The organism is Neisseria sp. 74A18 (genome assembly GCF_001308005.1).
Lineage (GTDB): Bacteria > Pseudomonadota > Gammaproteobacteria > Burkholderiales > Neisseriaceae > Neisseria > Neisseria dumasiana.
Genome location: NZ_LGZA01000017.1, coordinates 18,915 through 42,218 on the forward strand (window position 1 = coordinate 18,915; position 23,304 = coordinate 42,218).

Here is a 23,304-nt window from a genome sequence, read left to right on the forward strand (position 1 = left end):
GATTTATGCCTCTTTAGTTTGCAGGGCCGGCTCGTCGATAATGCGCTGCCACGCCTCGTCGCCAATCACGGTGCGGTCGATCTCGCGCCACTCGCCGTCAAATTTCTCGCCGGCGCGCCAAAACTCGCGACCCGATGCCGTGCGCACCAGTCTCTTATTTGGGTTGCCGGACTTAGCAGGCTTATCCACCTGCTTGCGCAATGCGTCCAATTCGCGTTCAGCGGCGTTTTTTGCAGATTCGGCAGCGGCCAATTGCTCCTTTAAGGCGGATAGTTCGGCCTGCACTTTATCCAGCTCTTGCTTGAGCGCCGCTTCGACGGCTAAGTCCTGCGGGTTTGGTTGGGTTACAGATTCAACGGTGGTGTCTTTTTTTGGATTTGCCATAGTCAGGTCTCCATTCAGACGGCTTTTAAAACAGGTTTAAACGCCGCCTGAAAATCAAGGTTGGTTTACAGGTGCACCGATACGTGCAGTTTCAGACGGCCTTTAAAGGTGTTGGTCGTACCGTTGATTTTTTCGGCTTCCAACAGCTCGCGGGCTGCGTCCTCCAACTCGGGCGGCACCACCAGCAGGCTAGGCTTGATATTGAGGGCATAGCCGCCGTTAGATTTGAGGCGGCGCATGGTGGTAATAATTTTTTGCAGGTTGGCTCTGTTCAACGCGGTTTTTTCCGCCATATGCGCCAACTGCCACAGCCCGAAACCGGCCACACAGCGGCGGCGCGCACCGTAAACATACACATCCTCCATAAACACTTTGTCGGACTTGGACGGGTCAAACTTAGTCTCAAACTCCGGCTCGGTGCGTGTTTGGAATACCAGAGGCTTAACCGTGCGAGTATCGTCAATCACATACCATGTCGGCACATTGTTATCGGTGCCGGTGGTAATGTTTGCGGCGGGCGTGTTTTGGCCGGTGCCGTCGGATTTTTCGAATACCGGATGATCTGTGTCGAAAAAGTATTGGCCGTCATAGCACAAAGTGGATTTGCCTTTTTTGAGCAATTCCCAAACCAAACGGTCGGGCAGCTCGGCGGCAGATTCGCCCATCTCTGCCATCAACGGGCGGTAAACGCCGACTTGGTCGTCCTCAATGTCGGTACGCTCTACGCCAACCGTTGCCTCGTATTTTTTGTTGGCCAAACTCATGGCCTCGGTTTGCATTCTTTCGACCACACGCTGACCGACCCACTCTTTCATTTTCGGGAATTTACCCAACCACGCGTAAGTATTGGTGGCGGTATTCGATGGGATAGTCATGGCAATGGTTTGGTAAGTCTGCTCAACCGTACTCAAACCGCGCTGAAATTCTTGTCGGAAAGCGGCAGTAATCGCTTTTAAAATTTCGGTTTTATTCATTGTTCACCTTCTTTACTTTTAATTTCCGCGTATTCTTTATGGCTCATGCCGAGCATTTGAGCAGCTTTTTCTTCTTCCGCCGTCAATGCCACCACATTCGCACCCGGCTCTTTGCCTGCGGTTTGCGTGCCGGCCAAAGCCGCTACCGGCTGCGCGTTTTCGATAAAGCCGGTTAAAAAGGCCAAGCCGCCTTCTTGTTTCAGCACGCCCTCCGCCCATGCCTTTTGCGCGGGCAACAGCTTGCCTGCTGCCAATGCGGCAGTAATCAGCTCGTTGCCTTTATCGGCGTTACGTTCGGCGGTCAGCGCGGCGATTTGGCTTTGCAAATCCTGCACCACCGACACCGGCGCGTATCGGGTCAAGTCGGGCTGGCCTGCCGGCTGGGCGGACAAGGCGGCGATTTTGCTGTCTTTGTCGGCCAGCTCTTTAAACAGGTCGGCAGATAAGGCAACGTTTTGCGGTTTGGCCGCCAGCAAAGCGGTTAACGCCGCCGTAATCTGCTCGTCGCTTGCCTGCGGCAGGCCGAGCAGTTGTTGCAACAACTCTTTCATCGGGTTTTGCTCCGTTTCGGGGTTAAAAAACTGTGCCGACGCTGCCGCCAACACTTCATCCATGCCGTCCAACGCGGGGTAATTGGTCAGCGCGGCGTGGTAAATCTTGCGCACATAGCCCTTGGTGTCATAGCTGAACACCGCCGAGATATAACGGTATTCTTTGGCGGCAATGGCCGCCGCGGCTTTATCCGTCCACTCCACATCGGCAAACAAGCCTTTGGGGGTAAACTCCAGCCAGCGCATCCAACCGGCGGCGGGCGCGGGCTGGCCGTTTTTTTCCTTGTGCAGGGTTTGGTGCTCGTAATCGACCACCAGTTGATTGCGCGAGGCATTGGCCAGCTCCACCACGTCGCGGCCGTTTTCTTCCGTTAGATACCAAGCGGGCACATCGTGGGGGCGGCCGTCAATCGCTCTAAACTCGCCGTAAGGCAGCAACTGGATGCGGCCGTCGCGCGGCTGCACCCCTAAACTGCATGCGGCAAGCGTTAATCTGTTTTGGGGCATGTTGCACATCCTTTTTGCGATGCTGTCATTTTCGCCGCAACAACCGCGCCGAAAAGAGTGGACGCGTTTCAAACCCCGCACCGCATTTCAAACCCCGTTTAAACCCCTTTTAAAATCGCGTCAGATTGGTTTTAGCCTATCGGCCTATGCCAACCTATTACCCAAAACAAAAACGCGCTAAAAAGCGCGTTTTAAAGGCGGTCTGAAAAATCATTTAATCAGGTTGGCAAAATAATCCTGTACATCGTCCATCAAGTCTTGTTTGTCTTGGTCGGTCAGCGTTAAAAATTCCCGCTGCGGTATGTTCACTTTGCGGCCGCGTCCGGCCATGCCGCCGAAGTTGTGGATGGCGGCATACACCATATTGGTGCCGACAAGGGCGGTATCGTTGTCTGAATAGGCAACAACGCTGTCACGCAACCGCCCGCTATCCACCAGCGGTTTACCGTTGCGGTATTTCAGCCCCAGCCACTTAGGCCGGCCGCCTTGGCGGAAGTTGGTATTAACGGCGGCTCTCATTGTTTCAGACAATTTACGCATCAACAAATAGCGGTTGTCGTCCAAACCTTGCCCAAGCCGTTCGATTTGGTTTTGCACTACAAACAGATTGTCTATTTTTATTTCAATCATTGACTTAGATTTATCAAGGGGTTAGTATTTTAATAAAGAGCCGTAACTGCGGGTTTCCTACTGGAAAGGTTAAGCTGGCGTATGCCACCTTATGATCCTGTTCGAATCAGGCAAAGCAGTTTACGGCTTTTTCCATATCAGCTTATATCCTTTCAAGCTTTCTGCTTGCCGTATATCCAACATTGTCCCCGTGTTAACCATATTGGTAACAACAAGTTCTTTTTTGCCGCTAAACGGATTGCGGGTTTTGGCTTCGTAATCCAAGGTAACGACCATTTTTCCTTTGCCGTCGGGCAAGTCGTAAATCATCAGGATGGCATCTTTTTGCCCCTTTCTGTCCGCAGGGCTTAACCTTACCTCGCTGGGCTTGGTCAGATATACGGGCAACTCTTCCCAAAAGTCCGACGGCAGGGGCGTAGCTTTTTTATCCCGCCAAGCATGCCATAAACGCTCATCATTGGCGGAAATAACCGCACTGACCGGCATTTTGTTTTCAAGCGCCAACGCATCCAGCACGGCCAACGGCAACACACCCACATGCATAAATTGGCCTGTGGCAAAGCCGCTTGCCTTTGCCTTTTGCACCATTTTTGCCATATCCGCAGCAATGGCTTTGAGCAGCAAATCATCTTGCAACGCCTGTCCTACCGCCATCGCCGCCAAACGCGGAGGCAAATCGACCGCCCGCGCCATCTGCAATTGCCCCAATTGCGCCAAGTGCGCCATACCCACATTGCGGTCAAAACCTTTATCGGGTGTGAGCCGTCTGCCGTCAGGCAGCTTAATGCTTTTAACCGGCGTGCTCTCTCCCTTGCGGTTGGTAACATGCACTTCTTCAATCAGGCCGTCTGAAACGCTGATCGCATGGCCGCCGCGCTCCAAATCTCTTTGGCTTAACGCATGCGCCTTGCAGCGGCAGCGGAAACCGTTTGGCGGAAAAAAGTAATGCCAAAACTCATCGTCAATATGGTAAACCAAGCCGTCCATAGCGCGGTGTGCGGGGCGGGTGCGGTAATCGTTTACCGCCGTGTACATCAGATAGGGCCGCTCGTTTTTGTTGGCCTGCAAAGCCTGCCATTCTCCGGCCATAAAAGCATTTTGCATGTTGGTGCGGTACACAGTCTCCAGCCGGTGTTTGGTCAAGCCCGTCCCGGCCACTTCGCCGGTTGTCTGATCCACAATATCGCCGTCTTTATCCAGCGCATAACCCGATTGCGCCAAACGGATGCGGATGTCTTTTTGCCAAGCGGCAAACGGTGTGCCGTTATAAGCGGATGCCCTGATCGCACGGTGTAAATCGGCCACGATATCCTGCCGGTAGATACCGGCAATGGTGCGGGCTTGGCTCTGCGCCTGATTTGCCAAGGCATGCCAATCGGCAGGGATATCGTAACCGAGAGTTTCAAAGTATCTGACTGCGGCCTCGGGTTTGAGGCCGAAAGCAAAACCCATATCGGGTGCTTTAGGCTTGTCCATTGATACGTCCCCACAAGTCAGACACAAACAGTATCCGCGACAACGCCTCCTGCATGGTAGCCGTATCCAATTGCGGGTATGCCTCAATCAGGCGTTGCTCAACATCGGCATAATCCTCTCCTTGCGCCAGCTCTTTGCCCAGCGTTTGGATAAGCGGCTCCAACTGCGCCTGCAATTGAGCCTGCTGCAAATACTGCTCAATCCCGCCGTCTATTTGGGCTTGCGGCATAGACACAATATCGTGCTGTGCATTAAGGGCAACCTGCCGATAGCTCAAGGCCGATTTAGCCTGCGCCGTGCCGTCTTTGTCTGCCACACGCGCCAGCACCCGCTCGCCCTCGGCAGGCTCGGGGATTACCAGCTTGTCGCGTACCCAGCTCTCCGGGATTTGCACGCCCACATCCACCAGCTTAGGGATGGCTTCGGCCATTACCGCAATATCCTCCGCCTCGCGCGTATCAAACTCAAATTTGGGTATGCGGTTCGGATCGGTATTCGGGTGGTTGATTTGCAGGTAGGGCAAGATGATCTGCTGGGTAATGGTCTGTGCCACTTGCTTGGCATCCGACACCAGCAAATCACGGCGCACCTCGTTGTGCACTTTGCCCAGCGCATTGGTGCTGCTTTTGCCGTCGGCTCCGCTGGTGAGCGTTTGCCCCAAAATCAGGCGCGCGGCGGATTTTTCGCACCAATCAGCCATCTGCAAAAACGGGTTGCTGGTGGCGGTCGTGCCGCTGGCCGCTTGATGCAGCTCGATTTCCATGCCTTCGGGCATGATGCCCGCCGCGTTATGGCCGATTTCGGCCACCGCGCGCAACAGCGTGCGTTTTTCCGCTTCCGTTGCGCCCGCCCCGTATTTGCCGATACGGATGGGCATGCCGTAAAGCTCCAAAAACTCGGCAAAATCATGCACGGCGTAGTGTTTGAACATATACAGCCATGCCAGCGTGCGGAATAAGCCGTTACGCGCCTGCTGCACGCTGCGCGATTTGTGGCTGTGCACAATCCATCCCAGCGGCCACAGCGGCTCGCCGTCTTGATTGTCTTGCGATTTGAGCATCAGCTCGTCTTGATGGCTCCATTTAAACCAGCTTTGCGGGCGGTGTACAAAGCGGGCGGGGGCATAGCGGCCGTCTGAAAAAGCCCACTCGATTTCCAGCGCGGCAAAACCGTGGCCGACCGCGTCCATCAGGTCGATAACCAAGTCCTCAAACTGCGTCAGGCCGTCTATCAGCTCAAAGGCAGCCTCGGCCAATTGCTCTTCGGCGGGCGTAGCATTGCGCGGCGGGGTCACGCGCCAATCCAGCGTCAGCAGCGCCCGCTTGCGCGTGCCCATATTGGCACCGATGTCGCTGTCGCGCTCCTCAATATCGGCAAACAGCTCGTGTTGGGCGGTAATGTCGCCCGATTCCGCATCTTGAAACAGCGCGCGCATTTTGGCCGGCGTGATAAAGTTGGACGGATGTTCTGCGATTACGCGCCCGGCAGCGGTAATTTGCGCCAAATCGGTCTGCAAGCCGTTTTCAGGCTTTTGCAGTTTGTTTTTTTTGTCTTTTTTAGCCATTATCTAGCCCACTTGCTTTGGGTATTGTCATCAAGGTCGTCGTCAAAATCATCGTGTGTTTCAGACGGCCTCACGCTTTGCCACTCAATCGGCGCGGAGTTGGCCAACGCGCCCGCCCACAGCATCTGCACCGCATCGGGGCCGTCGTCATGGTCGGCCATCGGGAAATGCCTAAATTGCTGCTCCAGCGTGGTTTGCCCCGCATGCAGCAAAATCAGCCCGTTGGCCATGTGCGGCTGCAAGGTCTCAATGCGCAGCAGCTTGTCGGTAATCGGCTTAACCGCCCGGGCGGGCACAGGCAGGCCGCGCGCCGCGCTGCGCTTAACCAGCTCATCTTTTAAAAATTCTTGGAATTGCACCGTCTCGATAAACCACAGTTTGCAGCGGTATTGTTGGTGCAGGCGGATCACGTCCTCGATAATCAGATCGGGCAGGCGTTTTTTGATTTGTGCCTCCACGATATACAGCTTGCCGGTGCTGCGGTGGTATCCGCCGACAATAATCGCACTCGGGTCACGGCTTGCGCCGGCCTTGCCCAACGACGGGTCGAGCGCGCCGAAATAGATTAAATCGCCCGGCAACTCCGTCCAGTATTTGAGTGCAGACGCAAACGGTGCCGCATCGCCGCTGACCGGGTCGTTTTGATATTCGCTGTCAAACGTAGCATGGCCGTCGCGGGCGCGGATTTTCATTAAATCCAACACCCCGCGCGCCGCCCAGCTCGTTACCGCACCCGCGTCCATTTCCGTTTGGTTGGCCTGATAAAACGCATCAGCCATTGCCGCACCGGCTTTGCCGTTGTTGCGCAGGATGGCTTCCCATTCGTCCCATAAATCCATACGGTCTGGCCAGCTCAACATCGCCTTAAACTTGATGCTGCGCCAAAACGGGTTATCCAACGTGCGGTTAAGCACGCTGTCGTAATGTAGGATCGTGCCGATATACACTACATCGTATTTTTGCCCGACACCGCCCAGCGGCAACACGGTTTTGGTCAACCACGCATTGAGCTTATCCCGCTGTTCGGGATTTCTCACTTGTTCGTCATTTTCAATATCGTCTAATACGGTTAAGTCGGGGCGGTAAGGGCCGTGGCGCAAACCGCGCAGCTTTTTCCCCGAACCGGCCACCTGCACCTTGATATCATTGGCCGTCACAATCGTACCCGCCTGCCACACGCGCCCGCCGCCCGCCGCCTCGGGGAAATCGGTTTTTAACCGCGGGTTAAATTCCAGCTCGGCCTTAATCGCCTCCAACATCGGGTAGGCTTGGTCGATACTGTCCATCACAATCACAATGTAATGTTTTTGGCCGGTAACGATGCACCACAGGCTGAAAAGCTGCGTAACCAGCGTTGACTTGGCTTCACCGCGCGGCGCGGCAATCCCGTCGTGGCAGCCTTTATCCTCGCGCAAAATTTCCGGCAGGCGCTTAAACAGGTATTCGTGCAGTTGAGATTTGCTGGCCGAGCGCACATAATGAGGGAAGTAAGTATTAACGAAGTATTCGTAACCGCTTACCGGGTCAAATACCTTTCGCCGACGTGCCGCCACCGCAAGAGGAGATGCGTCGAAACCGTCCACCTCCGCCTCAATGATTTGGCGCAGGTTGGCGGCTAGGTCGGCAAGGGATTTGAGGAAATCTTTGTTTTTCATAGGAGACAATCATGAATAAGAGCGTATTAAAAAAACAATTTCTTAAGTTTCTAGAAGGAGAAACACGTGGATTAAGATTTGAAGATTTTGTAATCAGAAGCTACATGGACACCCCAAACGAAACTATTAATCAATCGACTCATCCAGAGATTGCGGAAGTACTTAATGAATTAGTCGAAGCAGGCGAGATCATTGCAAAAACACACCCAGAAGCACCGGGGGCAGGTATTGTTTATTTCCTTCCCCGCTAACCAAACAGCTCCACAAAAGCAGCCAAAGGAAAAGAGGATTTAGTTGCTTATTTTTATAAGGATATTTACATGTATAAGTTAATTGCAGATTTCATAAAAAAAAGTTTAATTGAATATATTAAGGAGTTAATCCGAACAAGTGATACAACTCCCGACTTACAATCAATCAAGGAAAAAATTAAAAACGACTTTGGTTTATCATTGACTGATGATTATCTGTCTAAACTTATTCAACAAGCCGAAGAAGAGCTTGAGATTGAACGGAAAATGAAAAATCAAAAAAAACTTAAACCTTAAATCATCCTCAACTACCAAACCTTTTCTCCACCTCCGCCCCAAACGGCTCCAGCACCTCCACAAAGGCAGCCAAATGTTTGGGGTGTTTTTCTTGTGCAAAAGCCATCAGCATTTCAATCAATTCCAGCGCGGTCGCCAGTTTGCTCGTTTCCGGCATCACACGGGCGTTGGCGGCCACGGTTTTGGTAAACGCATCGGCCAAGCTCGCCAGCAGTTTGGCACGGGTCGACGGCGGTAAGTCCTCCACCGTTGCATCTTGCAGCATCGTCATGGTGCTGTTGTACTGGGTCAAAAATCCCGCCAGCATGGCGCGGCTCAAATCCTCAATGCCGCCGCCCGCCAATGTGTAGGCCGCCCGCAGCTTGTCCCAATCGTCGCCTTTGTCTTTGGCCGATTTTTTCCAGTTGCGCGCCGTGGCAAAAGGGATTTGGCACATCATGGCCGCCGTCTCAAGCGTTTGCTGGCCACTAACGTATAGCTGTCTTAGCTTGTCTCGTATTTCTTGGGGGTGTGCCATCGGTCAGAATCCTAGCTTTGCGCGGATAAGCGACACGCCGATAGATACAATGCCGCCCGTGGCCGCACCGGATACGCCGCCTACCACGGCAGCAGTACGTTTGGTGTCTTTATGGATTTGAGCGATTTCCGCACTCATTTCGGCTTGGTTTTTAAGCGTTTGGTCGGTTTTTGCCTCAATGCGGGCGAGTGCCGCCAAGATGGGGTCTTTGTTTTCCATGATGTTTACTTGTCCGCCTTTCTGTCGGCGAGTTTGTCCAATTTGTCTTCGATGCGGTTAAGCTGACGGTTGATGGTTTCGCGGTCGGCACGGGCTTCTGCCTTGGTGGAGTAATCCAACTTCACGTCGTGCAGCTCTCGGCGCAAATCCGCGCGGTCTTTTTCGGCTTCTTTCAAACGGCTGGCGATACCGTTAACCCAAAACCAGCCTGCTGCGGTGGCCAAGCCCCAAAGCGTTTTAAAGCCAAATTCAAAGTCAATCGGTGTCATGCCAGCTCCTTAAAAATCAAGCGGCAACTACATCCGCTGCGACGGCAGGCAACATCCAACGCCGGCGATACCGTCGACACCGTAAACTCAACATCAAACTGTTGCTCCAACGCCTGTTTTATTGCCTGATATTGGTTCTTAAAGTCCACAATACCGCGCTCAACGTGGAAGGTAACGCCAAAATCCTTATCCATGCCGGCAACGTAATCCCAGCTGGTTGCATCCAGTTTGCGTGATACCTGCTCGATAAACGGCTGTTGCTCACGCGCCTTGGCTAACCCCATTTCAAAGCCGGCAAATTTAACCGCCAATACGCGCGCAACCAAATCCTGATAGGTGCTCATTTTTTGCCGCCTATCATTTTTCTTAACCGATTGTATAAATTTCTAAACCAAGAAATATTTACAGGCGCATAAATTTTTGCTAAAACTTCCCCGTCATACTGTGCATTTTCTCGGGCTGCTCGAAATTTGGCTTTGGCTTCTTCCGAGCTGTCCGCCCAAATGCTCAATGACCAGGACTTACCGTTAAAACGGTAGGAAAACGTATACTCTTTCATAGGAGAAACCTTATGTATTTTGAAGTTTATAAAGACGTAAAAGGCGAATACCGTTGGCGTTTGAAAGCTGCCAATCATGAAATCATCGCCCAAAGCGAGGGCTACACCACCAAACAAAACTGCCTGCACGCGGTCGATTTGGTGAAAAGCACTACCGCCGCCACCCCCGTAAAAGAGGTATAAAATCCATTTTTACGTTCAGCCCGCAACCTACGCGGGCTTTTTTGTTGTCAATCGTCAACTTTAGGTTGGCCACTCGCCGCCCATTCGCGCCAAGCCGTGTTTTGGTTTTCCAGTTCAGACACATATCCGCCAAACTCGACCGCATGCTCCAACAACGCCTGCACGGTGCCGTTTTCCGGCGGGGCGGGGCGCACCGGCGGCACCATCAACGCCGCAGGCGGCGCGGGCATTACCGGCACCTCAATGGTTTTAATTGGTGTAGCCGAGGGCACGGTTGTACTGCCGCAGGCTGTTAGGCCCAAGCCCGTCAATACACATACCGGCAGCAGTTTTATCTTGCTCGATTGCATGTTTAATCCCAGTTTTGTGTTGTTGTTTCAGACGGCGCACATCCGCTTGCGCCTGCGCCAGCCGCACGCCGACTGCCTGTGTTTTGGCCGCCTGCTCGTCTTTCGCCTGCTGCGCCTTTTTTAATTCAGCTGTAAATGCTTCGGCAGATGCCAGCAGCGCGGCGGTTTTGTTTTTTTCAGCCTGTTCAATCACAAGCTGCTGCTCGTTATAGGCCGTCTGAAAACCGTTACGGTAGGCCAGCCATAAAGCCGCACCGAGTAGCAGCACCGCGGCAAGATGCGGCAGGTATTTAATCCACTTTATCGGCATTGTCTGCCTCCACCTCTTGCCGTTTAACCGATACCATCGCCCGCGCCACGGCATAACCGCCCACGATGCCCAAATACACCGCCCAAATCTCCGGCGAAGGGTCGGGCAGCACCACAAATTTATATGTGCCGGCCGCGCAGGCCACGTTGGCCCACAGCTTGCTGTGCGACACCTTGCCCGTGGCCGGATTTTTAAGGATATCCAGCAGAGCCATCATTTCGCCTTTCTTCGGTTTCGTGCCTTGCGTGCCGCACGCTTGGCAGCGGCCACGCCCGATCTACCTGCACGGATACTCGGATGCTGGCGCAATTGATACACTGGTGCCGGAGTAATATTAAATTCAGGTATTGCATGGCGGCTCATAACAGATAATGCCAAAGCGATTAAACCTTTTTTCATACTTTGGCCGCTCCCACTTCCATCGCGATGGCCGTCGCCACGGCGCGGCAGATGGCCCATTTATTGGCTTTAAATTGAGCCAAGTCTTTATCATTACTGATAAAAAACGGCTCAAACACAATGCCGCCATGCTGGGCATACGCCAAACGGCTGTGCTGACCGGCATTGTCGGGCTTGTAACCGCCGTCGCCGCGCAAACGCCAACCGGTCACATCCGCCACTGCCTTGCTCAAAATCTGACACCAGCGTTTGTTTTTGGCCGTACTCAAGGCTTCGATGCCCGTTGCCGGCTGTTGCCCCGGCTTCGGTTTAGCGGCCGCGTTGGTGTGAAACTCCACCGCCACCGTTGCACCTTTAATCAGCTTAACAGCCTCGCGCAGCGGCAGATTGCCTTTGCCCTCGCCGTCTGTATGTACCGTCAAGCCGTAGTCGTTGCGCAGAATAGATGCCGTGATATTGCGCATATCCTGCGCCAAATCCGCCTCGCGGTCGCTGCCGTTGACCGCGCCCGGGTCTGTGTTGGAATGCCCTGCGGTCAACACAATAATCTTGCCCATATAAGCCCTTTCACAATCGTTTTAAGCGGTTTTAAACCCATTTTTGAGAGCCTTTATGCTATCGGCCTTTACGCGCATCCCCGCACGGTATGCCTTTCAAACCCTAAAGGCCGTCTGAAACAAGCGGATTAGGCCAAAAAAAATCCGCCCGAAGGCGGATGAAAGAGGAGAATTGAAACAGCGTTAAAACAGGGTATTTTGATGTGATACCGGCTCGCAGCCCGAGCGCATAATCGTGTAGCCCGTGCGCTCGGAAATGCCGTATTTCGGGCACAGTTCCGTCATCGCCATCAGGCCGCTTTTGCCCTCGACTTTGGTCAGATTTAAAAATTCGTTTCTAAAACGTTCATTGCGCAGCTCGCGCAGAGCGTTTTCACAGCGCGGCACATACAGCTCCTCGCCGCCATACACGCGCAACAGCTCGTAGGTTTTCGCCTCGCCAATCGCCGAAAACAGAATATGCAGGCGCGGCGTATCTTCTTTGCCCTTGCCAAACTTAAACCGCGCGCCGCCGATGGCTTTTACCAGCTGCTCGGCGGCCCGTAATCCGATAACCTCGACAATATCCTGCATGGTTTCGGGCAGCAGGTGTCGTACCTTTTTAAGCTCCATTGCCTTCCCCCTTTATTTTTTGCTGTTTTTTTGTCAGTGCTGCAATCACACCGCGCATGTGCTCGTCGGTGAGCCATTCAACCCGCGCCACCCCATACATGCGCTTGGCCAAAGCATGCGCATAATTCCAGTGTAGCGCCATCGATGCCAGCAAGGCTTCGATTTTGCGCATCATCGGGTCGGCCGAGCTGCGGCGGCGCGGGCGCGTGCCGTGGCTTTTCGCAAGCGGCACAAAGCCCATGCGCTTCATTTCTTCCGCCACTTTTTCCAGTTCCGGCACGCCCATTTTTGCGCACGAATCCTTACCCGTTACCCGCGCCAGCATGGCACGATAGACATCATCGGCCATATCAAGCTGCTTTTGCGCAATCTTGATTTTGGCGATTAATCCGTTTCGGGTCGGTGTTTTCATGCTTTATCCGTAAATACAATATGTTGTGGTATTTTATCATTTTATTGATAAAAATCTACCACATATTGTATTTTATGTGTCATTTTTATATGCAAAAAAATCCCCGCTGTTTAAAGCGGGGATTGGGTTTGTTTAATCAGCCTGTCTGAAATCTTTAACAAGCTCGCCGTCCACAAAATAGGCTACATTGTATTCGGGGTGTTGGGCGGTCGGCTTGCCATCGCCAAAATCTACCAGCAGATAACCGCCTTTCGCTCCTGTAATTACCCCGCGCCTGCCGAGGTATTCAACTTCTGTTCCCGGGCGTAAAAACGGCATTTTGTAGGCATTGCGGATGTAATCCATTTCAGACGGCCTCTATTGATTGAGGCAATCTGCAAACTCTGCTGCAATTTTTTTGACTAGCTCTGCATGCACCTGTTTTTGTGCATCTCGGAGCACACCTGCTGCGGAATGTCCTGCAATGATTGCCGGGGTCGGGTCTTTTTGTACATCCAAGCCTTGTAAGTCAATCTCAAACAGGCCGCTGCCTGTATCTTCAATGGTAATCACTACTTTAGCCATAACCGTTTACCTTTCATCTTCACTACGCGTTTTACCGCTCTCATGACTACCTACTTCGGAAATTCCAATCCCTGATAAACCAACGTATTCTTTGCCAGTTTTGCTGTCAGTAATTAAATAAACGCCTCTTTCTCCTCTATAAGCCAATTGATCAGTAATAATAGCGATACGTTTAACCCCAAAGCGGTTATCGGTTACGATGTCAAGTTTTGCGCTTTGCTCGCGCTGGACATCAATCGGGTATGGCTCCAAGCAAGCTGTCAGCAGCATAGCAAGACATAGCGATAAGTATTTCATCATGATGTTTTTCCTTGTTTATTGATACGCCGTGCAAACTTGGCGCGGTTTTTCCTGCCAATCGAAATCAACCAAATCATACAAATGCAACCAATTTCCGGTCTCCGCATCTTTAACCAAAAAATTTGCATAGATTTCGCCATAATTGCCGTTATCTATATCACTTATGTCGCTTGCCTCCATCAGTCCGCTGTCTCGGATTACGTGGATAGATTCGCCGCAGTAGATTTCAGATTCTTCGCCCACCCAAAAAAAGCGTGGTTTAGGGGTCGCCAACTTATCGACTACCTCTTGGTAAATTGGCCAATCGCTCTCGACAACGGCGCACTCAAAACTTGCTTTGCCGCGCAGTTGACGTATGCTGACAACTGCTTGGCTCACTTTATCTAACGTGCCCACATCCGACTCGGTGATTAAACCGCTGTTTAAGGCATCCGCTAAATCTTTCTTTTTAATCACTACATAACGGGGTTCTAATTGCTTATTCATGATGTTTTTCCTTTAAAAAGGCGGGCAATGCCCGCCGTTGGTTAATCAAATTACGCCAACTCCTGATTAAACGGCTCAATGGTAAAAAACTCCTTACCCTGCACAATCTTCAGCCCGGGCACGGGGTTGGCGGCAAAAAACGCTTCTTCATTCAATACTGCGTCTCTGTTTACCTCTTTTTTCACGCGGATAAAACGCTCAAGCGACGGATCGGCTTCCAGCAGGGCAAGCACCGCATCGGCACCGCTTATGCTGCATTTGGGCGGGTTGTTTCGCCACTTAATGATGCCCGTGGTTAAGTCGGCAAACTTAACCTTGCCGCCGTCAGTGAGCGCGTCGCGGTTGGCTTCCGCCCAAGCGTGCACGCCCGCCTCAATCACTTTGATTTCTTCCACCAGCGGCGCGACTGCTTCGTCCGCCGCTTTTTGCAGCTCGGCCACTTTGTCGTTGTGGTCGGCTTGGATGCGCTCGATGTTGCGCTGCAAATCGCCCATGCGTTTGATTTGCAACGATGCGTCATCGCGGGATTGCACGGCTACCGCCAGCGCTTCTTTTTTGGTTCTTTTGGTTGTTTTAGCCATTTCGTTTTCCTTTCTGTGTTTAATCTTCGCTTTCAAAAAATTCACTTACATCCGGTTGCTTAGGCCAGTTTTCCACATAGCCTTCGGCATTGATTTTCAGATCGATATAGTCGCCGTACTCCCCGGGGATTAAGCGGTTGGGTACATATTCATATTGAAGCTGTGCTATATCGTTCATATCTTTGTCGAGCAGGGTATATGTGCCGCTGTCGCTTAACTTATCGGCAATGCGGACGGGCACATTACCCTGCCACCCAACAACGCGGCCTGTATCAATCTCAATCAAGATTTCAAAATCTCCGCCGTCTTGCAGCAAAAAATCGGGTACGGTTTCTGCGGATTCTTCATAAAGTGCGGCATTGATACGCACGGCGTAAACTTCAATTTCAACGGGTTTTAAAACTTCAACTTTCATGATTTATTACCTTTCTGCTTGTTAAAAATCTGCTTCACTTTTTCCAACTCTTCCCGACCTTTCGCCCGGTCGGGTTTGGGCTTTTCCAACATCGCCCGCGGTATCAGGCGGGGCGGCAGATTGCGTATCAGGTCGGCCACATTCGGCCATTCGGCTGCATCTTGCAGCGCCTTAAAGGCCGTCTGAAACCGAACACGGTCAAACTGTTCTATCGGTTTCTCGTCTCTGCCCTGCAACCGTTGCACCCATAATTCGGCCACTACTGCCAAATCAGGCGCGGCAGGACGGCCTTTGATATTCATGGCCGACAACACGGCAAACCCTGCGGCAATTTCCTGTTTAAGCCAATCGTCGCCCGCCCATTGGCTTAACGCGTTCACACCTTGCCGCAGCTTGGTGCTTACCGCCGCATCGCCCATAGACGGTTTCCGCGTTGCAGGCATCACCGCTGTTTCAGACGGCCTCCAACCGCTGATAACCTCATAAAGATAGCCGTGCGATTTAAGCGGCAGTTTCAGACGGCCCGCATCCCGAGCATCAATGGCCGTCTGAAAACCGTAAATCCAAGCCTCGGGCGGGGCGGGGTAAACCACCCCGTCGCGGCTGATTTGCCCGGCTTGGATGTCCGGCAGCAGCTCGCCGAGCAGCTTGGCCGTGCGGGCAAAAGTCAGCTGGCTTTTGGCCGGCCGAAACAAGCCCACATAGCGCACCGCCGCTTTACCGATGGCCGCATCAAACTCCAACACCGCCTTAATCAAATCCGCCGCACCGTCGTTGCCGATTAAGCTGTCAAGGCTGTGGACTGCGCCGCAGTTGGGGCATTTGAGATTCATATTTACGCCTCCACCCAAACCCAGCTCATGTCTTCAAAAAACGTTTCCTTCGCCCATTCTTCTTTTTCTTCCTCCGACATCAGCTCCCAGCCGTCGGGGGCGTCTGACGAAAATAGCGGTCGGTGTTCGCATTCGCAGCACAACCCGGGACAACTAATAGCAAATTGGATTTTTTTACTCATTTCAGACGGCCTCCTTTGCCATTTCCCCCATAGCCTCATCAACAGCTTCGCGTAACGTCTTGTGTGGCTGCATAAAATGCCAACCATCCAACCCGCAGAATTTCAAAAAATCCTTTTCCAAGAAATCCATGCGGCGGCTGTCTTGCTTGCCTTTCCTGATCGACGGGTGTTTTTCCAAGACATCTTGATCAGGGTCAATCAGCCGGTTGTCCGGAGCAATAACGGTGCTTAAAGCTAATAAAAGCCATTCGATATCGCACTCGTCGTATAAGGCGATGATGTTGTCTAATACTTTGCTTTTATCTCCGTCTTCCAACCACGCAGGTTCCTCATCTTCGTCGGTCTTAAACGGGTTATAGCCGCTTGACAGCAGGTTTAAAGCCTGTAGTAATCCAGATGCCTCTTTAATATCTTCTTCAGTAGGTCTTTCGATTTTCATTTTTAAGCTCCAATCTGTTCAGCTTCCCCGCTCTTAAACGGGTTTCCAAAATCACGCGGATGCAGCCCGCGCATCTCCAAAAAATCCTCCCGCGCCAAATCCACCGCCTCACGCACCGTCGGCGCTTGTGCCGCGAAATACTGACCCGGCTGGATTTCCACAGTAACAACAGGGTTTTCACCGTCTTTTTTGTCAATCAAAAAGCTGCCCAAATCCTCCAGCCACCCCATTCGGCATTGGTCGTATAAATCTTGCGTGCTCAAATTCATGATGCAGATCGCCGCTTCGTTCAACATCAGTTTCAGCCCTGCCGGAGTAGCGGGGTTTTCCGCCGCTGCGAGCAAATCGTCTACCAGTTTCATTTTTATGTTTCCTTTATTTTTAATAGGTTATGAATTTCACAAGGCAAAAAAATTATTGCCCGATAAGTTTTTCCACTGTCAACCAGCCCAAATACCCGCCCAATGCCGCAGCCGACCAACACATCACCACTGCCGCCAACCACAATCTAATCAGCCATAAGGCCGTCTGAATTTTTTTGCTCATATTCCACTCCCGTAATAATGGCGTCATCGCCGTAGATTTGTTTGATTTGCCTGATTGCCGCTTGCAGCCGCCCGTGTTTGGTATGCGGGCTATACAGATTGTGATATATCCGCTGACGCCGCCGGTGCTGCCCGTATGCCTGCCAGTCTTGGTTGCGCCGTCGGTGGCTATTCATATACCACCCCGCGCATTCTTTCTTCGTCGCTCATGCGCTCATACGCCTTTTCCGCTTGCAGCGCCTCAAAATCGGCCACATCTTGCTTTTCGCGCATCAGCCGTTGCGCCGGTGTCTCATGCTCAAAATAACTGCGGGCGGGCTGCGGCTCCGTGCAGCGGTTGGCGCATGCCGTTGCCAGCATCACAATCAAAACGGGAGCGAGCAAGTGGCGCATTCTCAAGTTTTTCATTTTTATGTTTTCCTTTACTTTCAATGTGTTACATAAAACACAAGGTAAAAAAATATATAGCCCTATCAATGGCTTACCCGTTAATCAGGTCGGTTTGGGCATTTCAAACACGCTTTCCACTGCCCCATTTTTATAGGGTTGTGGGTAGGCGCTGCCGCGTGGGCGGTATCCCTGCAATCTTTCAATGTGATTACATTGCCGTTAAACGGGCATTTAATATTCGTGTAAACCCGCATCACTTGAGCAGCGATTTTTTCTGTTTTGCCTTTGTATTTGCCGTGTACCACCAAATTGATTGCCGTCATGCTGTAACCCAGCTTATCGGCAACGCGGCGCTGACTGCTGTTTTCAATCTCGCGCGTCAAAACTGAAAACCACTCTTCTTTCATATAGTCTTTATTCATAGTCCGGCACCTCCCGTAACATGATTTGGTTTAAATTAGGGTCGTACACCTCGCGTATATTAAGCAGCTGCGGTGCTTGGCTGCCTGTGTTGTGCAGCAAAACATAATCCTCACGGCTGCGCTTGCCCAAATACCCCGCCGCCAGCAGCGAGATAATGTATTTTTTGACCCATTCTCTTTGCACCTCGTGCGTCATCCGCACATGAGCCGTCAGTGAGTCCAAAGTAAATGTGTGCATAATCTTGATGGTGCGCCAAATAATTTCTGTATTCTTCGGCGTGGCCTCGGTGCCGTCCGGCCGCAGGCGCGGAGCATCTACTCCTGCGTCTTTGGTCAGTCGGTAGAGCTTGCAGCGGTCGGCTGCCGTTTCAACCGCCACATAGCCCGCCGCAATCAATGCTTGCAGATACATATATACCGTGCGGCTTTTCACATCTGCCTGCTCGCTCAATGCCGCCAACGTCACCCAACTTTCACGGCTTGCTCGCAATGCCGTCCACACCAGTTGGCGGTTATTGCGGGGCAAGGTCAACTCTTTAACCGGCTTCATACTTTCGTCCCCCGTTTAGGCGCTTCGCCCTTATACAGTTCGGCCTTGGCAATATCGCCCAAGCCCAGCTCTGCCAAACCTTTTTCAGCGGCAAAGGCGGCAAGATTGACCAAGTTAACCGTTACCCTGCGCACCGAGCCGTGAGCGATTTCCACCAAATGCGCCAGCAAGTCGTTTGACAGGAGCACTTTCGGGGCATATACCGCCGCCAGTTCCGCTGCATCATCCACGCTAACCGGTTGCGCCGGCACCCAAGCGAGCACGCGCCCGTGAAAACGCTCGTATTTTTTCAGCTTGTTCGGTAACAACTCTTCACCTACCAACATCACAGGCGCTTGGCTGCCTTCGTAGATGTCGCGCACCAGCTCAACCATGCCCTCCTTAGAAACAAGGTAGTCGGCCTCATCGATGATGAGCGGTCGTTGACTGGCTGCCAATTGCTCACAGATCACATCCAAGCAGCCCGCCGTAGTTCGAGCCGGCGGCAAGCCCATCTCAAAGCAGATTTTTTCGAGCAGCGTCTTTTTGCCCCACGCACTGCGCATCTGTACATAGTAGGCGCGGGTCTGATTGGCCACCGCCACCGTTGCCGTGGTTTTGCCGTAACCGCTGGGGCCGTACAGCACACCCAAACCGGGCAGGCCGTCTTGTCGGTTAACCAAACGCTGCATGGCAATAGCAACCAAAGATAAATTATTAATGTTTGCAATCTTCATTTTTTAATACTCCGAGTAACTACGTTTTATCCGTGTTTTAAACAGGTTTTTAACAGGCCGTCTGAAAAACGGCGTTTGGCATTTTATTGCGCGGCGGCCAGTGGTCGGCGCAGCACTTCGCGCTCCACAAAACCCAGCACAAGCCGTTTGCTTTGGCGGCTTTTTCGGGTTTCCGCCATCTTCTTTACCAGCCATTCAGGCATTTCCATCTTCATTTTTAAACCTCTTTCTATCCGTAAGCCCGTGCCATTTGCTCCATCAGCTCGACACGGCCGCTATTTACATACCACTCAAGCCATTTGGCTTGCGCCTCGTTTAATTCGGCAGCTTCGCAGCTTGCCAAGCGTTTATATTCGGCGTATTGCGCCTTCGGGTTGTGCGCATCAGGGGCTTCCCAGCTTGAGGCCGTCTGAATCGGCTCCGGCTTCACCACCTTAAACACCGCCTCCACCGTTTCCGGCTCTTCACGCCGCGCCAGCACTTTCGCGCCTTGCTCTTTTAAGCGGCTCATATCCAGCGTGATACCGCCTAAATTCACGCTGCTTTCATGCTCGATAACCGCTTGCCTGCGTTCCGCCAGCACGTTTTCACGCTTGATTTCAACCCGTTTCAGGGCTGCATCGTTGCGTTTATCCAGCGCCTGCTCAATCACGCTTTCAGGCATATAGCTTTGGCTGTTGCCGTGCCATTCCGCCTTGCAAATCAAGCGGCCTGCATCGTCATACACCCAAACCCATTGCGCATCTTGCACGTCGTAGCCAACCAGCAACTCCTCGCCGTTAAACTCTTCCAAAAGATTGGAAAAATAAACGTTATTAAATAGTTGCACCTCGCCGCGCCGCACCGTACACATTTTTTGCGGTCTGAACAGCCAGCCCTCGTCTTCCGGCAACACCTTCGGCGGCTCGCCGAATTCTTTTACCTTCAACGCCCACATTTCGTTTGGGGTCATGTGGCGTTTTTTGCCTTCGGCATCAGTAAATTTCAGCAGGCTGCGGTGCGGGCTGTTGTTGTAGGCTTCGATTTCTGCCTCGATAAACGCCTTAAATTCGTCCCACGTCGGTATCGGCGAGTTGATAATCTTGCCTTGCAGCTTGATTTCTTTGCGTGTCCAGTGATACAGCGATTTGCGCGCTTCCGCATCCATGTCTTTACCCACATAAGTCGGCAGCTTTCGCGCCGCGCGGGTAAAAATGTTATGGCTGCGTTCCGATACGCCTTTAGCTTGCGAGTTATAAGCCAGCGAGTGTTTCATCGTCATACCCAGCCTGCCCATAATCCCCGTTGCCTCATCAGTCATCATCAAGTTTTCAAAGCCTTTACCCCAGTCCACATACCACACCGCGCCGATGGCCGTGCGGCTCGCATGGCACAATGCTTCCAGCACCGTAAACCGGCTTTCCGCCAAGCCCACGCTCCAGCCCATACAGCGGCGGGTTGCTACATCGATTACCGTTGTGATTTCAGGGCGGAACGGGTGGCCGCTCATCGGGTTAAGCACCTCCGCATCAAACGTGTGGCCGTCTGCGGTATAGATGGCAGCCGGAGGCAAGTGCAAAAACTCGCGCCGTTTGTGCGGCAAATCGTTTTTCAGCTCGCGCTTACCTTTGCGGCCGTCTTGCAAGGCCACATTGCCCACCTTGCCCATCGCCCGCCGTACCGCGTGTATGCTCGGCACCTTAACCAGCGGCATTTCAACCGCCAGCGCATCCAAAAACGCCTCGTAAGCCATCTGAACGCTTGGTTTCGTCGGCAAACGGTAATATTTCAGGAACAGCGGCAGCCAATCAGGCATATTCATATCGGCGGTGGCCACTTTCGGCACCAGCGTGTTGCTTTCCCGTTGTGCAAACCAGCGTTTGATGGTACGGCTGCTCGGCAACTTCAAACTGCCTGTGCCGCGCTCGTCTAAGGCCAGCTCAAACATCTTGGCCACATGCTCAAACTGCGGCAGCCTTGCTTGCGTCAGCAGCGTAGTAATCGCCGCATCCTTGCCGACATTCGATTCAGCCATCAGCCGCTCAACCGCATTCAACACACCGAGCCTTGCTCCCTCGCGGGTGCGCTGCGCTTCGGTGGTTTGCATGTACCGCACTTCCGTCGATACCGCCGTATTTGTGGCCGCCAACACCGGCAGCGGCGGCGCCGTATCTGCCAGCACCTTAGCCATCTCGCGCTCTTGTATCTGCATCATCACTTCGGGCGGTGGGGTGTACTCGCGGCGTTTGCCACCGCGACCGCCTTTGCCTGCCACTTCTATAAACGGCCAGTTTTGTTGTTTGGCTCGAAAAACCACTCCCGCTTCCGTTTTAGGCAGTCCGCTTAATTCAAGAGCCACCAGTTCCGACGCGCTGTAATGCTTTTTCATGATGCTTCCTTATAAAGATGTGCCCATCTAGGGCGTATTCTTTTACCGTCTATCGTCCATCTATCAGGCCAAAGCTCGTGTAACTCTTTGCCTAATACATTTGCTATTGCTTTCTCGCCAGATAGGCTGGGCTGCCGTAATGCTTTCCTAACAGCATGCTCCCCAACCTTTTCTTGCTTTGCTACATCAGTAAGGCTGAAACCTTTTATACGCAGCTTTGCTTTAATCAATTCTGGGTGCATTGTTTTTTCCTTTTGTACTTTATTACTTTGAAACATAAGTAAACCGCTTAATCGACCGTCCAATTTCTTAGACGGTCTGTTAAACAGTCTCTGTAAAAGTACCGTTTATCTGCGTTTTCGGCTCTTTTTTCCAAATTGTTAAAGAACGATGTAGAATCAGCTAAAATCTGTTTAGATTTCTTGTTTGCTACTTTTAAACGCATTATAGTACCAAAGTTGATTGATGCAAAGTATAAAAGTAAGAATAAAAGTGAAAATTAAGCAACTACATGATTTAAAAAGAAATAAAGTATAAAAGCACTTTGATACTTGTCTTTTATACTTTTAAATGGAGTATGAAAGTGGATTTTTCCCAAAATATAGAACTTGGGGCCTATGAATTACATAAGCTGATTGAGCAATTGGCAGAGCAAGGAATAACACTTACATCTCTACCAAAATCAGGACCCGGCATAAAGCTGCGCGCACAGTCCGAACAATGGGCATCAAGAGTAGTACCCGGAAAGGGCGGTAAGGGTGGCAATAAAACCATATACATCTTACCGGGTTATGTCATTCAAGAATTGATAGAAAAAGGACTATTAAACCTGTTTGAAGAGGCTGCGGAAGAAATATCACAAGCTGCGACGGATGAAAGTATATATATAAGTAACGCCGCATCATCCGCACCCAATAAACAGCGCGAAATAGCAGCCATCTATTCAGCCGACCCCATACCGGCCAGCATGGAAGATTTGGTGTCCGGTTATAAAGCATGGGCTTCTCATCAAGATACCGCCAATATCGTGCCTGTACGCTATCACATCAACGTGTATGGCAGCGCAGGCAACGGCACAATCTCATGGCAGGCTGAAGAAACCGAAGCAATGTGGTTTAGAGCTTCATTTTTCAAACACTTAGGCGTAAACCCAAACCGCTGCTTCTGCACGCGCGTCAAAGGCGACAGCATGTTCCCCACTTTAATCGACCTTGGCACGGTTTTATGGTGTGCAACTGCCAAATACACAGAGGAAGGTATCTATCTCTTCCGACAATACGACGAGATCAGAATCAAACGCCTACAACGCCTGAATGCCCACACCTTTAACATTATTAGTGATAACCCGAACAAAGGGATATATCCAACAACAGAGTTGGATTTATCCCAAACCGAGCCGCATGATTTCGAGATACTTGGACGCTACCTGTGGAGCTGTGGCATAGCCAAATAATCGAATCTGATAATTCCCCGATTATTCCATGACAAAAAAAGCGCAAAAATGATTGAAATATGCTCATTTTTGCGCTTTTTTTTGCGTTTTAAATTTTCACCTGATTTTTTCGTTATTTTTTGATTTCCTTAAATTTTTCGCGTTTTATGCTGTTGTATACCACATGACAAAACTAACACCACCCCACAGTTGTCGTCAGCCACCTTCGCGTGGCTGTGTGTTGAAACTTTATCGGACGGGGGGGAACATGTTTGGTTACAGCTCAGCCACCTTCGCGTGGCTGTGTGTTGAAACAAGGTATGCGACGGCGTATTGGGGTACGCCGTTTTTCAGCCACCTTCGCGTGGCTGTGTGTTGAAACCGCACCAGCGCCAATTGGAATAA

41 protein-coding genes and 1 CRISPR repeat array (1 of these 42 cut by a window edge) are annotated in these 23,304 nt (G+C 51.8%); of the genes, 4 read left to right on the forward strand and 37 right to left on the reverse strand.

All coding sequences use genetic code 11. The features are described from left to right. Window positions 1-3: 3 nt before the first annotated feature. From AKG43_RS06630 to terL, 7 genes are all read right to left on the reverse strand, one after another. Complete coding sequence (locus tag AKG43_RS06630; RefSeq protein WP_054599782.1) at window positions 4-384, reverse strand: hypothetical protein; 381 nt, start codon at window positions 382-384, stop codon at window positions 4-6. Window positions 385-449: 65 nt separating this feature from the next. Further along, window positions 450-1,358 carry a Mu-like prophage major head subunit gpT family protein gene (locus AKG43_RS06635; RefSeq protein ID WP_054599783.1) on the reverse strand — a complete coding sequence of 303 codons (909 nt, stop codon included), beginning with the start codon at window positions 1,356-1,358 and terminating at the stop codon, window positions 450-452. Continuing rightward, window positions 1,355-2,416: a phage protease gene (locus AKG43_RS06640; protein WP_054599784.1), complete on the reverse strand. Its 1,062-nt coding sequence runs from the start codon at window positions 2,414-2,416 to the stop codon at window positions 1,355-1,357. Before AKG43_RS06640 ends, AKG43_RS06635 begins: the two co-directional genes overlap by 4 nt. A 210-nt stretch (window positions 2,417-2,626) precedes the next feature. Then, a complete protein-coding gene (locus AKG43_RS06650) occupies window positions 2,627-3,046 on the reverse strand; it encodes a phage virion morphogenesis protein (protein WP_054599786.1) in 420 nt (139 codons plus the stop codon). A 120-nt stretch (window positions 3,047-3,166) separates the two neighbouring features. After that, entirely contained in the window at window positions 3,167-4,522 is a 1,356-nt protein-coding gene (locus tag AKG43_RS06655) for a phage minor head protein (RefSeq protein ID WP_054599787.1), read from the reverse strand. After that, complete coding sequence (locus AKG43_RS06660; RefSeq protein ID WP_054599788.1) at window positions 4,509-6,086, reverse strand: DUF935 domain-containing protein; 1,578 nt, start codon at window positions 6,084-6,086, stop codon at window positions 4,509-4,511. Before AKG43_RS06660 ends, AKG43_RS06655 begins: the two co-directional genes overlap by 14 nt. Beyond that, on the reverse strand, window positions 6,086-7,741 hold the full coding sequence (terL, locus tag AKG43_RS06665; RefSeq protein WP_054599789.1) for a phage terminase large subunit: 1,656 nt from the start codon (window positions 7,739-7,741) through the stop codon (window positions 6,086-6,088). Before terL ends, AKG43_RS06660 begins: the two co-directional genes overlap by 1 nt. A gap of 11 nt (window positions 7,742-7,752) precedes the next feature. On the opposite strand from terL, the gene AKG43_RS06670 reads away from it, so the two are divergent. Beyond that, the gene (locus AKG43_RS06670) at window positions 7,753-7,992 is read left to right on the forward strand and encodes a hypothetical protein (RefSeq protein ID WP_054599790.1); all 240 of its coding nucleotides are present in this window, start codon (window positions 7,753-7,755) and stop codon (window positions 7,990-7,992) included. Between the two features lie 69 nt (window positions 7,993-8,061). Beyond that, window positions 8,062-8,289 (forward strand): hypothetical protein, encoded by a 228-nt coding sequence (locus tag AKG43_RS06675; RefSeq protein ID WP_054599791.1) that lies wholly within the window; start codon window positions 8,062-8,064, stop codon window positions 8,287-8,289. A gap of 7 nt (window positions 8,290-8,296) precedes the next feature. Here the strand turns inward: AKG43_RS06675 and AKG43_RS06680 are convergent, their stop codons facing one another. From AKG43_RS06680 to AKG43_RS06700, 5 genes are read right to left on the reverse strand one after another with little or no spacing between them, the layout of a single operon-like run. Continuing rightward, a complete protein-coding gene (locus tag AKG43_RS06680; protein ID WP_054599792.1) occupies window positions 8,297-8,806 on the reverse strand; it encodes a DUF1804 family protein in 510 nt (169 codons plus the stop codon). Window positions 8,807-8,809: 3 nt separating this feature from the next. Further along, window positions 8,810-9,025, reverse strand: coding sequence for a hypothetical protein (locus AKG43_RS06685; protein WP_054599793.1), 216 nt, complete (start codon window positions 9,023-9,025; stop codon window positions 8,810-8,812). Between the two features lie 5 nt (window positions 9,026-9,030). After that, complete coding sequence (locus AKG43_RS06690) at window positions 9,031-9,285, reverse strand: hypothetical protein (RefSeq protein WP_054599823.1); 255 nt, start codon at window positions 9,283-9,285, stop codon at window positions 9,031-9,033. 5 nt (window positions 9,286-9,290) lie between these two features. Then, on the reverse strand, window positions 9,291-9,638 hold the full coding sequence (locus AKG43_RS12970) for a hypothetical protein (RefSeq protein ID WP_197273130.1): 348 nt from the start codon (window positions 9,636-9,638) through the stop codon (window positions 9,291-9,293). Beyond that, window positions 9,635-9,853: a hypothetical protein gene (locus AKG43_RS06700; protein WP_054599794.1), complete on the reverse strand. Its 219-nt coding sequence runs from the start codon at window positions 9,851-9,853 to the stop codon at window positions 9,635-9,637. Before AKG43_RS06700 ends, AKG43_RS12970 begins: the two co-directional genes overlap by 4 nt. Window positions 9,854-9,865: 12 nt before the next feature. Between AKG43_RS06700 and AKG43_RS12285 the strand changes: the two genes are divergently transcribed. Further along, window positions 9,866-10,036: a YegP family protein gene (locus AKG43_RS12285; RefSeq protein WP_082403006.1), complete on the forward strand. Its 171-nt coding sequence runs from the start codon at window positions 9,866-9,868 to the stop codon at window positions 10,034-10,036. Window positions 10,037-10,083: 47 nt separating this feature from the next. Here the strand turns inward: AKG43_RS12285 and AKG43_RS13300 are convergent, their stop codons facing one another. The 25 genes from AKG43_RS13300 to AKG43_RS06815 form a co-directional block, all read right to left on the reverse strand. Further along, entirely contained in the window at window positions 10,084-10,266 is a 183-nt protein-coding gene (locus tag AKG43_RS13300; RefSeq protein WP_054599795.1) for a hypothetical protein, read from the reverse strand. Between the two features lie 19 nt (window positions 10,267-10,285). Continuing rightward, a complete protein-coding gene (locus tag AKG43_RS06710; protein WP_054599796.1) occupies window positions 10,286-10,696 on the reverse strand; it encodes a hypothetical protein in 411 nt (136 codons plus the stop codon). Continuing rightward, window positions 10,677-10,910, reverse strand: coding sequence for a hypothetical protein (locus tag AKG43_RS06715; protein WP_054599797.1), 234 nt, complete (start codon window positions 10,908-10,910; stop codon window positions 10,677-10,679). The genes AKG43_RS06710 and AKG43_RS06715 overlap by 20 nt, the downstream gene beginning before the upstream one ends. Beyond that, window positions 10,910-11,095 carry a hypothetical protein gene (locus tag AKG43_RS06720; RefSeq protein ID WP_054599798.1) on the reverse strand — a complete coding sequence of 62 codons (186 nt, stop codon included), beginning with the start codon at window positions 11,093-11,095 and terminating at the stop codon, window positions 10,910-10,912. The genes AKG43_RS06715 and AKG43_RS06720 overlap by 1 nt, the downstream gene beginning before the upstream one ends. Next, window positions 11,092-11,652, reverse strand: coding sequence for an N-acetylmuramoyl-L-alanine amidase (locus tag AKG43_RS06725; protein WP_054599799.1), 561 nt, complete (start codon window positions 11,650-11,652; stop codon window positions 11,092-11,094). The genes AKG43_RS06720 and AKG43_RS06725 overlap by 4 nt, the downstream gene beginning before the upstream one ends. A gap of 183 nt (window positions 11,653-11,835) precedes the next feature. After that, a complete protein-coding gene (locus AKG43_RS06730) occupies window positions 11,836-12,264 on the reverse strand; it encodes a Mor transcription activator family protein (RefSeq protein WP_054599800.1) in 429 nt (142 codons plus the stop codon). Beyond that, complete coding sequence (locus AKG43_RS06735; protein WP_054599801.1) at window positions 12,254-12,676, reverse strand: gp16 family protein; 423 nt, start codon at window positions 12,674-12,676, stop codon at window positions 12,254-12,256. The genes AKG43_RS06730 and AKG43_RS06735 overlap by 11 nt, the downstream gene beginning before the upstream one ends. Before the next feature lie 132 nt (window positions 12,677-12,808). Then, complete coding sequence (locus AKG43_RS06740) at window positions 12,809-13,021, reverse strand: hypothetical protein (protein WP_054599802.1); 213 nt, start codon at window positions 13,019-13,021, stop codon at window positions 12,809-12,811. A gap of 12 nt (window positions 13,022-13,033) precedes the next feature. After that, the gene (locus AKG43_RS06745; protein WP_054599803.1) at window positions 13,034-13,240 is read right to left on the reverse strand and encodes a hypothetical protein; all 207 of its coding nucleotides are present in this window, start codon (window positions 13,238-13,240) and stop codon (window positions 13,034-13,036) included. A 6-nt stretch (window positions 13,241-13,246) separates the two neighbouring features. Continuing rightward, on the reverse strand, window positions 13,247-13,540 hold the full coding sequence (locus AKG43_RS06750; RefSeq protein WP_054599804.1) for a hypothetical protein: 294 nt from the start codon (window positions 13,538-13,540) through the stop codon (window positions 13,247-13,249). Window positions 13,541-13,555: 15 nt separating this feature from the next. Then, window positions 13,556-14,026 (reverse strand): hypothetical protein, encoded by a 471-nt coding sequence (locus AKG43_RS06755; RefSeq protein WP_054599805.1) that lies wholly within the window; start codon window positions 14,024-14,026, stop codon window positions 13,556-13,558. A 50-nt stretch (window positions 14,027-14,076) separates the two neighbouring features. Further along, window positions 14,077-14,607 carry a host-nuclease inhibitor Gam family protein gene (locus AKG43_RS06760; protein ID WP_054599806.1) on the reverse strand — a complete coding sequence of 177 codons (531 nt, stop codon included), beginning with the start codon at window positions 14,605-14,607 and terminating at the stop codon, window positions 14,077-14,079. Window positions 14,608-14,626: 19 nt separating this feature from the next. Then, entirely contained in the window at window positions 14,627-15,022 is a 396-nt protein-coding gene (locus AKG43_RS06765) for a hypothetical protein (RefSeq protein WP_054599807.1), read from the reverse strand. Then, a complete protein-coding gene (locus AKG43_RS06770) occupies window positions 15,019-15,855 on the reverse strand; it encodes a hypothetical protein (protein ID WP_054599808.1) in 837 nt (278 codons plus the stop codon). Before AKG43_RS06770 ends, AKG43_RS06765 begins: the two co-directional genes overlap by 4 nt. 2 nt (window positions 15,856-15,857) lie before the next feature. Next, window positions 15,858-16,037, reverse strand: coding sequence for a hypothetical protein (locus tag AKG43_RS06775; RefSeq protein ID WP_054599809.1), 180 nt, complete (start codon window positions 16,035-16,037; stop codon window positions 15,858-15,860). A 1-nt stretch (window position 16,038) separates the two neighbouring features. Continuing rightward, window positions 16,039-16,476 carry a hypothetical protein gene (locus tag AKG43_RS06780; RefSeq protein ID WP_054599810.1) on the reverse strand — a complete coding sequence of 146 codons (438 nt, stop codon included), beginning with the start codon at window positions 16,474-16,476 and terminating at the stop codon, window positions 16,039-16,041. Between the two features lie 2 nt (window positions 16,477-16,478). Beyond that, window positions 16,479-16,838, reverse strand: coding sequence for a hypothetical protein (locus AKG43_RS06785; protein ID WP_054599811.1), 360 nt, complete (start codon window positions 16,836-16,838; stop codon window positions 16,479-16,481). Window positions 16,839-16,890: 52 nt separating this feature from the next. Further along, complete coding sequence (locus tag AKG43_RS13535) at window positions 16,891-17,022, reverse strand: hypothetical protein (RefSeq protein WP_255351190.1); 132 nt, start codon at window positions 17,020-17,022, stop codon at window positions 16,891-16,893. A gap of 167 nt (window positions 17,023-17,189) precedes the next feature. Continuing rightward, window positions 17,190-17,429: a hypothetical protein gene (locus AKG43_RS06790; RefSeq protein ID WP_054599812.1), complete on the reverse strand. Its 240-nt coding sequence runs from the start codon at window positions 17,427-17,429 to the stop codon at window positions 17,190-17,192. Between the two features lie 80 nt (window positions 17,430-17,509). After that, entirely contained in the window at window positions 17,510-17,833 is a 324-nt protein-coding gene (locus AKG43_RS06795) for an XRE family transcriptional regulator (RefSeq protein ID WP_231718124.1), read from the reverse strand. After that, a complete protein-coding gene (locus tag AKG43_RS06800) occupies window positions 17,826-18,383 on the reverse strand; it encodes a hypothetical protein (RefSeq protein WP_054599813.1) in 558 nt (185 codons plus the stop codon). The genes AKG43_RS06795 and AKG43_RS06800 overlap by 8 nt, the downstream gene beginning before the upstream one ends. Then, window positions 18,380-19,099 carry an AAA family ATPase gene (locus AKG43_RS06805; protein ID WP_054599814.1) on the reverse strand — a complete coding sequence of 240 codons (720 nt, stop codon included), beginning with the start codon at window positions 19,097-19,099 and terminating at the stop codon, window positions 18,380-18,382. Before AKG43_RS06805 ends, AKG43_RS06800 begins: the two co-directional genes overlap by 4 nt. 83 nt (window positions 19,100-19,182) lie before the next feature. Continuing rightward, complete coding sequence (locus tag AKG43_RS13540) at window positions 19,183-19,314, reverse strand: hypothetical protein (RefSeq protein ID WP_255351191.1); 132 nt, start codon at window positions 19,312-19,314, stop codon at window positions 19,183-19,185. Between the two features lie 14 nt (window positions 19,315-19,328). Next, a complete protein-coding gene (locus tag AKG43_RS06810) occupies window positions 19,329-21,467 on the reverse strand; it encodes a Mu transposase C-terminal domain-containing protein (protein WP_054599815.1) in 2,139 nt (712 codons plus the stop codon). Next, window positions 21,464-21,745: a helix-turn-helix domain-containing protein gene (locus AKG43_RS06815; RefSeq protein ID WP_231718125.1), complete on the reverse strand. Its 282-nt coding sequence runs from the start codon at window positions 21,743-21,745 to the stop codon at window positions 21,464-21,466. The genes AKG43_RS06810 and AKG43_RS06815 overlap by 4 nt, the downstream gene beginning before the upstream one ends. A 305-nt stretch (window positions 21,746-22,050) precedes the next feature. Here AKG43_RS06815 and AKG43_RS06820 point away from each other — a divergent pair, with 305 nt between their 5' ends. Next, window positions 22,051-22,920, forward strand: a complete 870-nt coding sequence (locus AKG43_RS06820; protein ID WP_231718126.1) for a S24 family peptidase — start codon at window positions 22,051-22,053, stop codon at window positions 22,918-22,920. Window positions 22,921-23,115: 195 nt separating this feature from the next. After that, window positions 23,116-23,304: direct repeats of the CRISPR family, unit length 32 nt; unit sequence TCAGCCACCTTCGCGTGGCTGTGTGTTGAAAC; it runs 1,048 nt beyond the window's last position.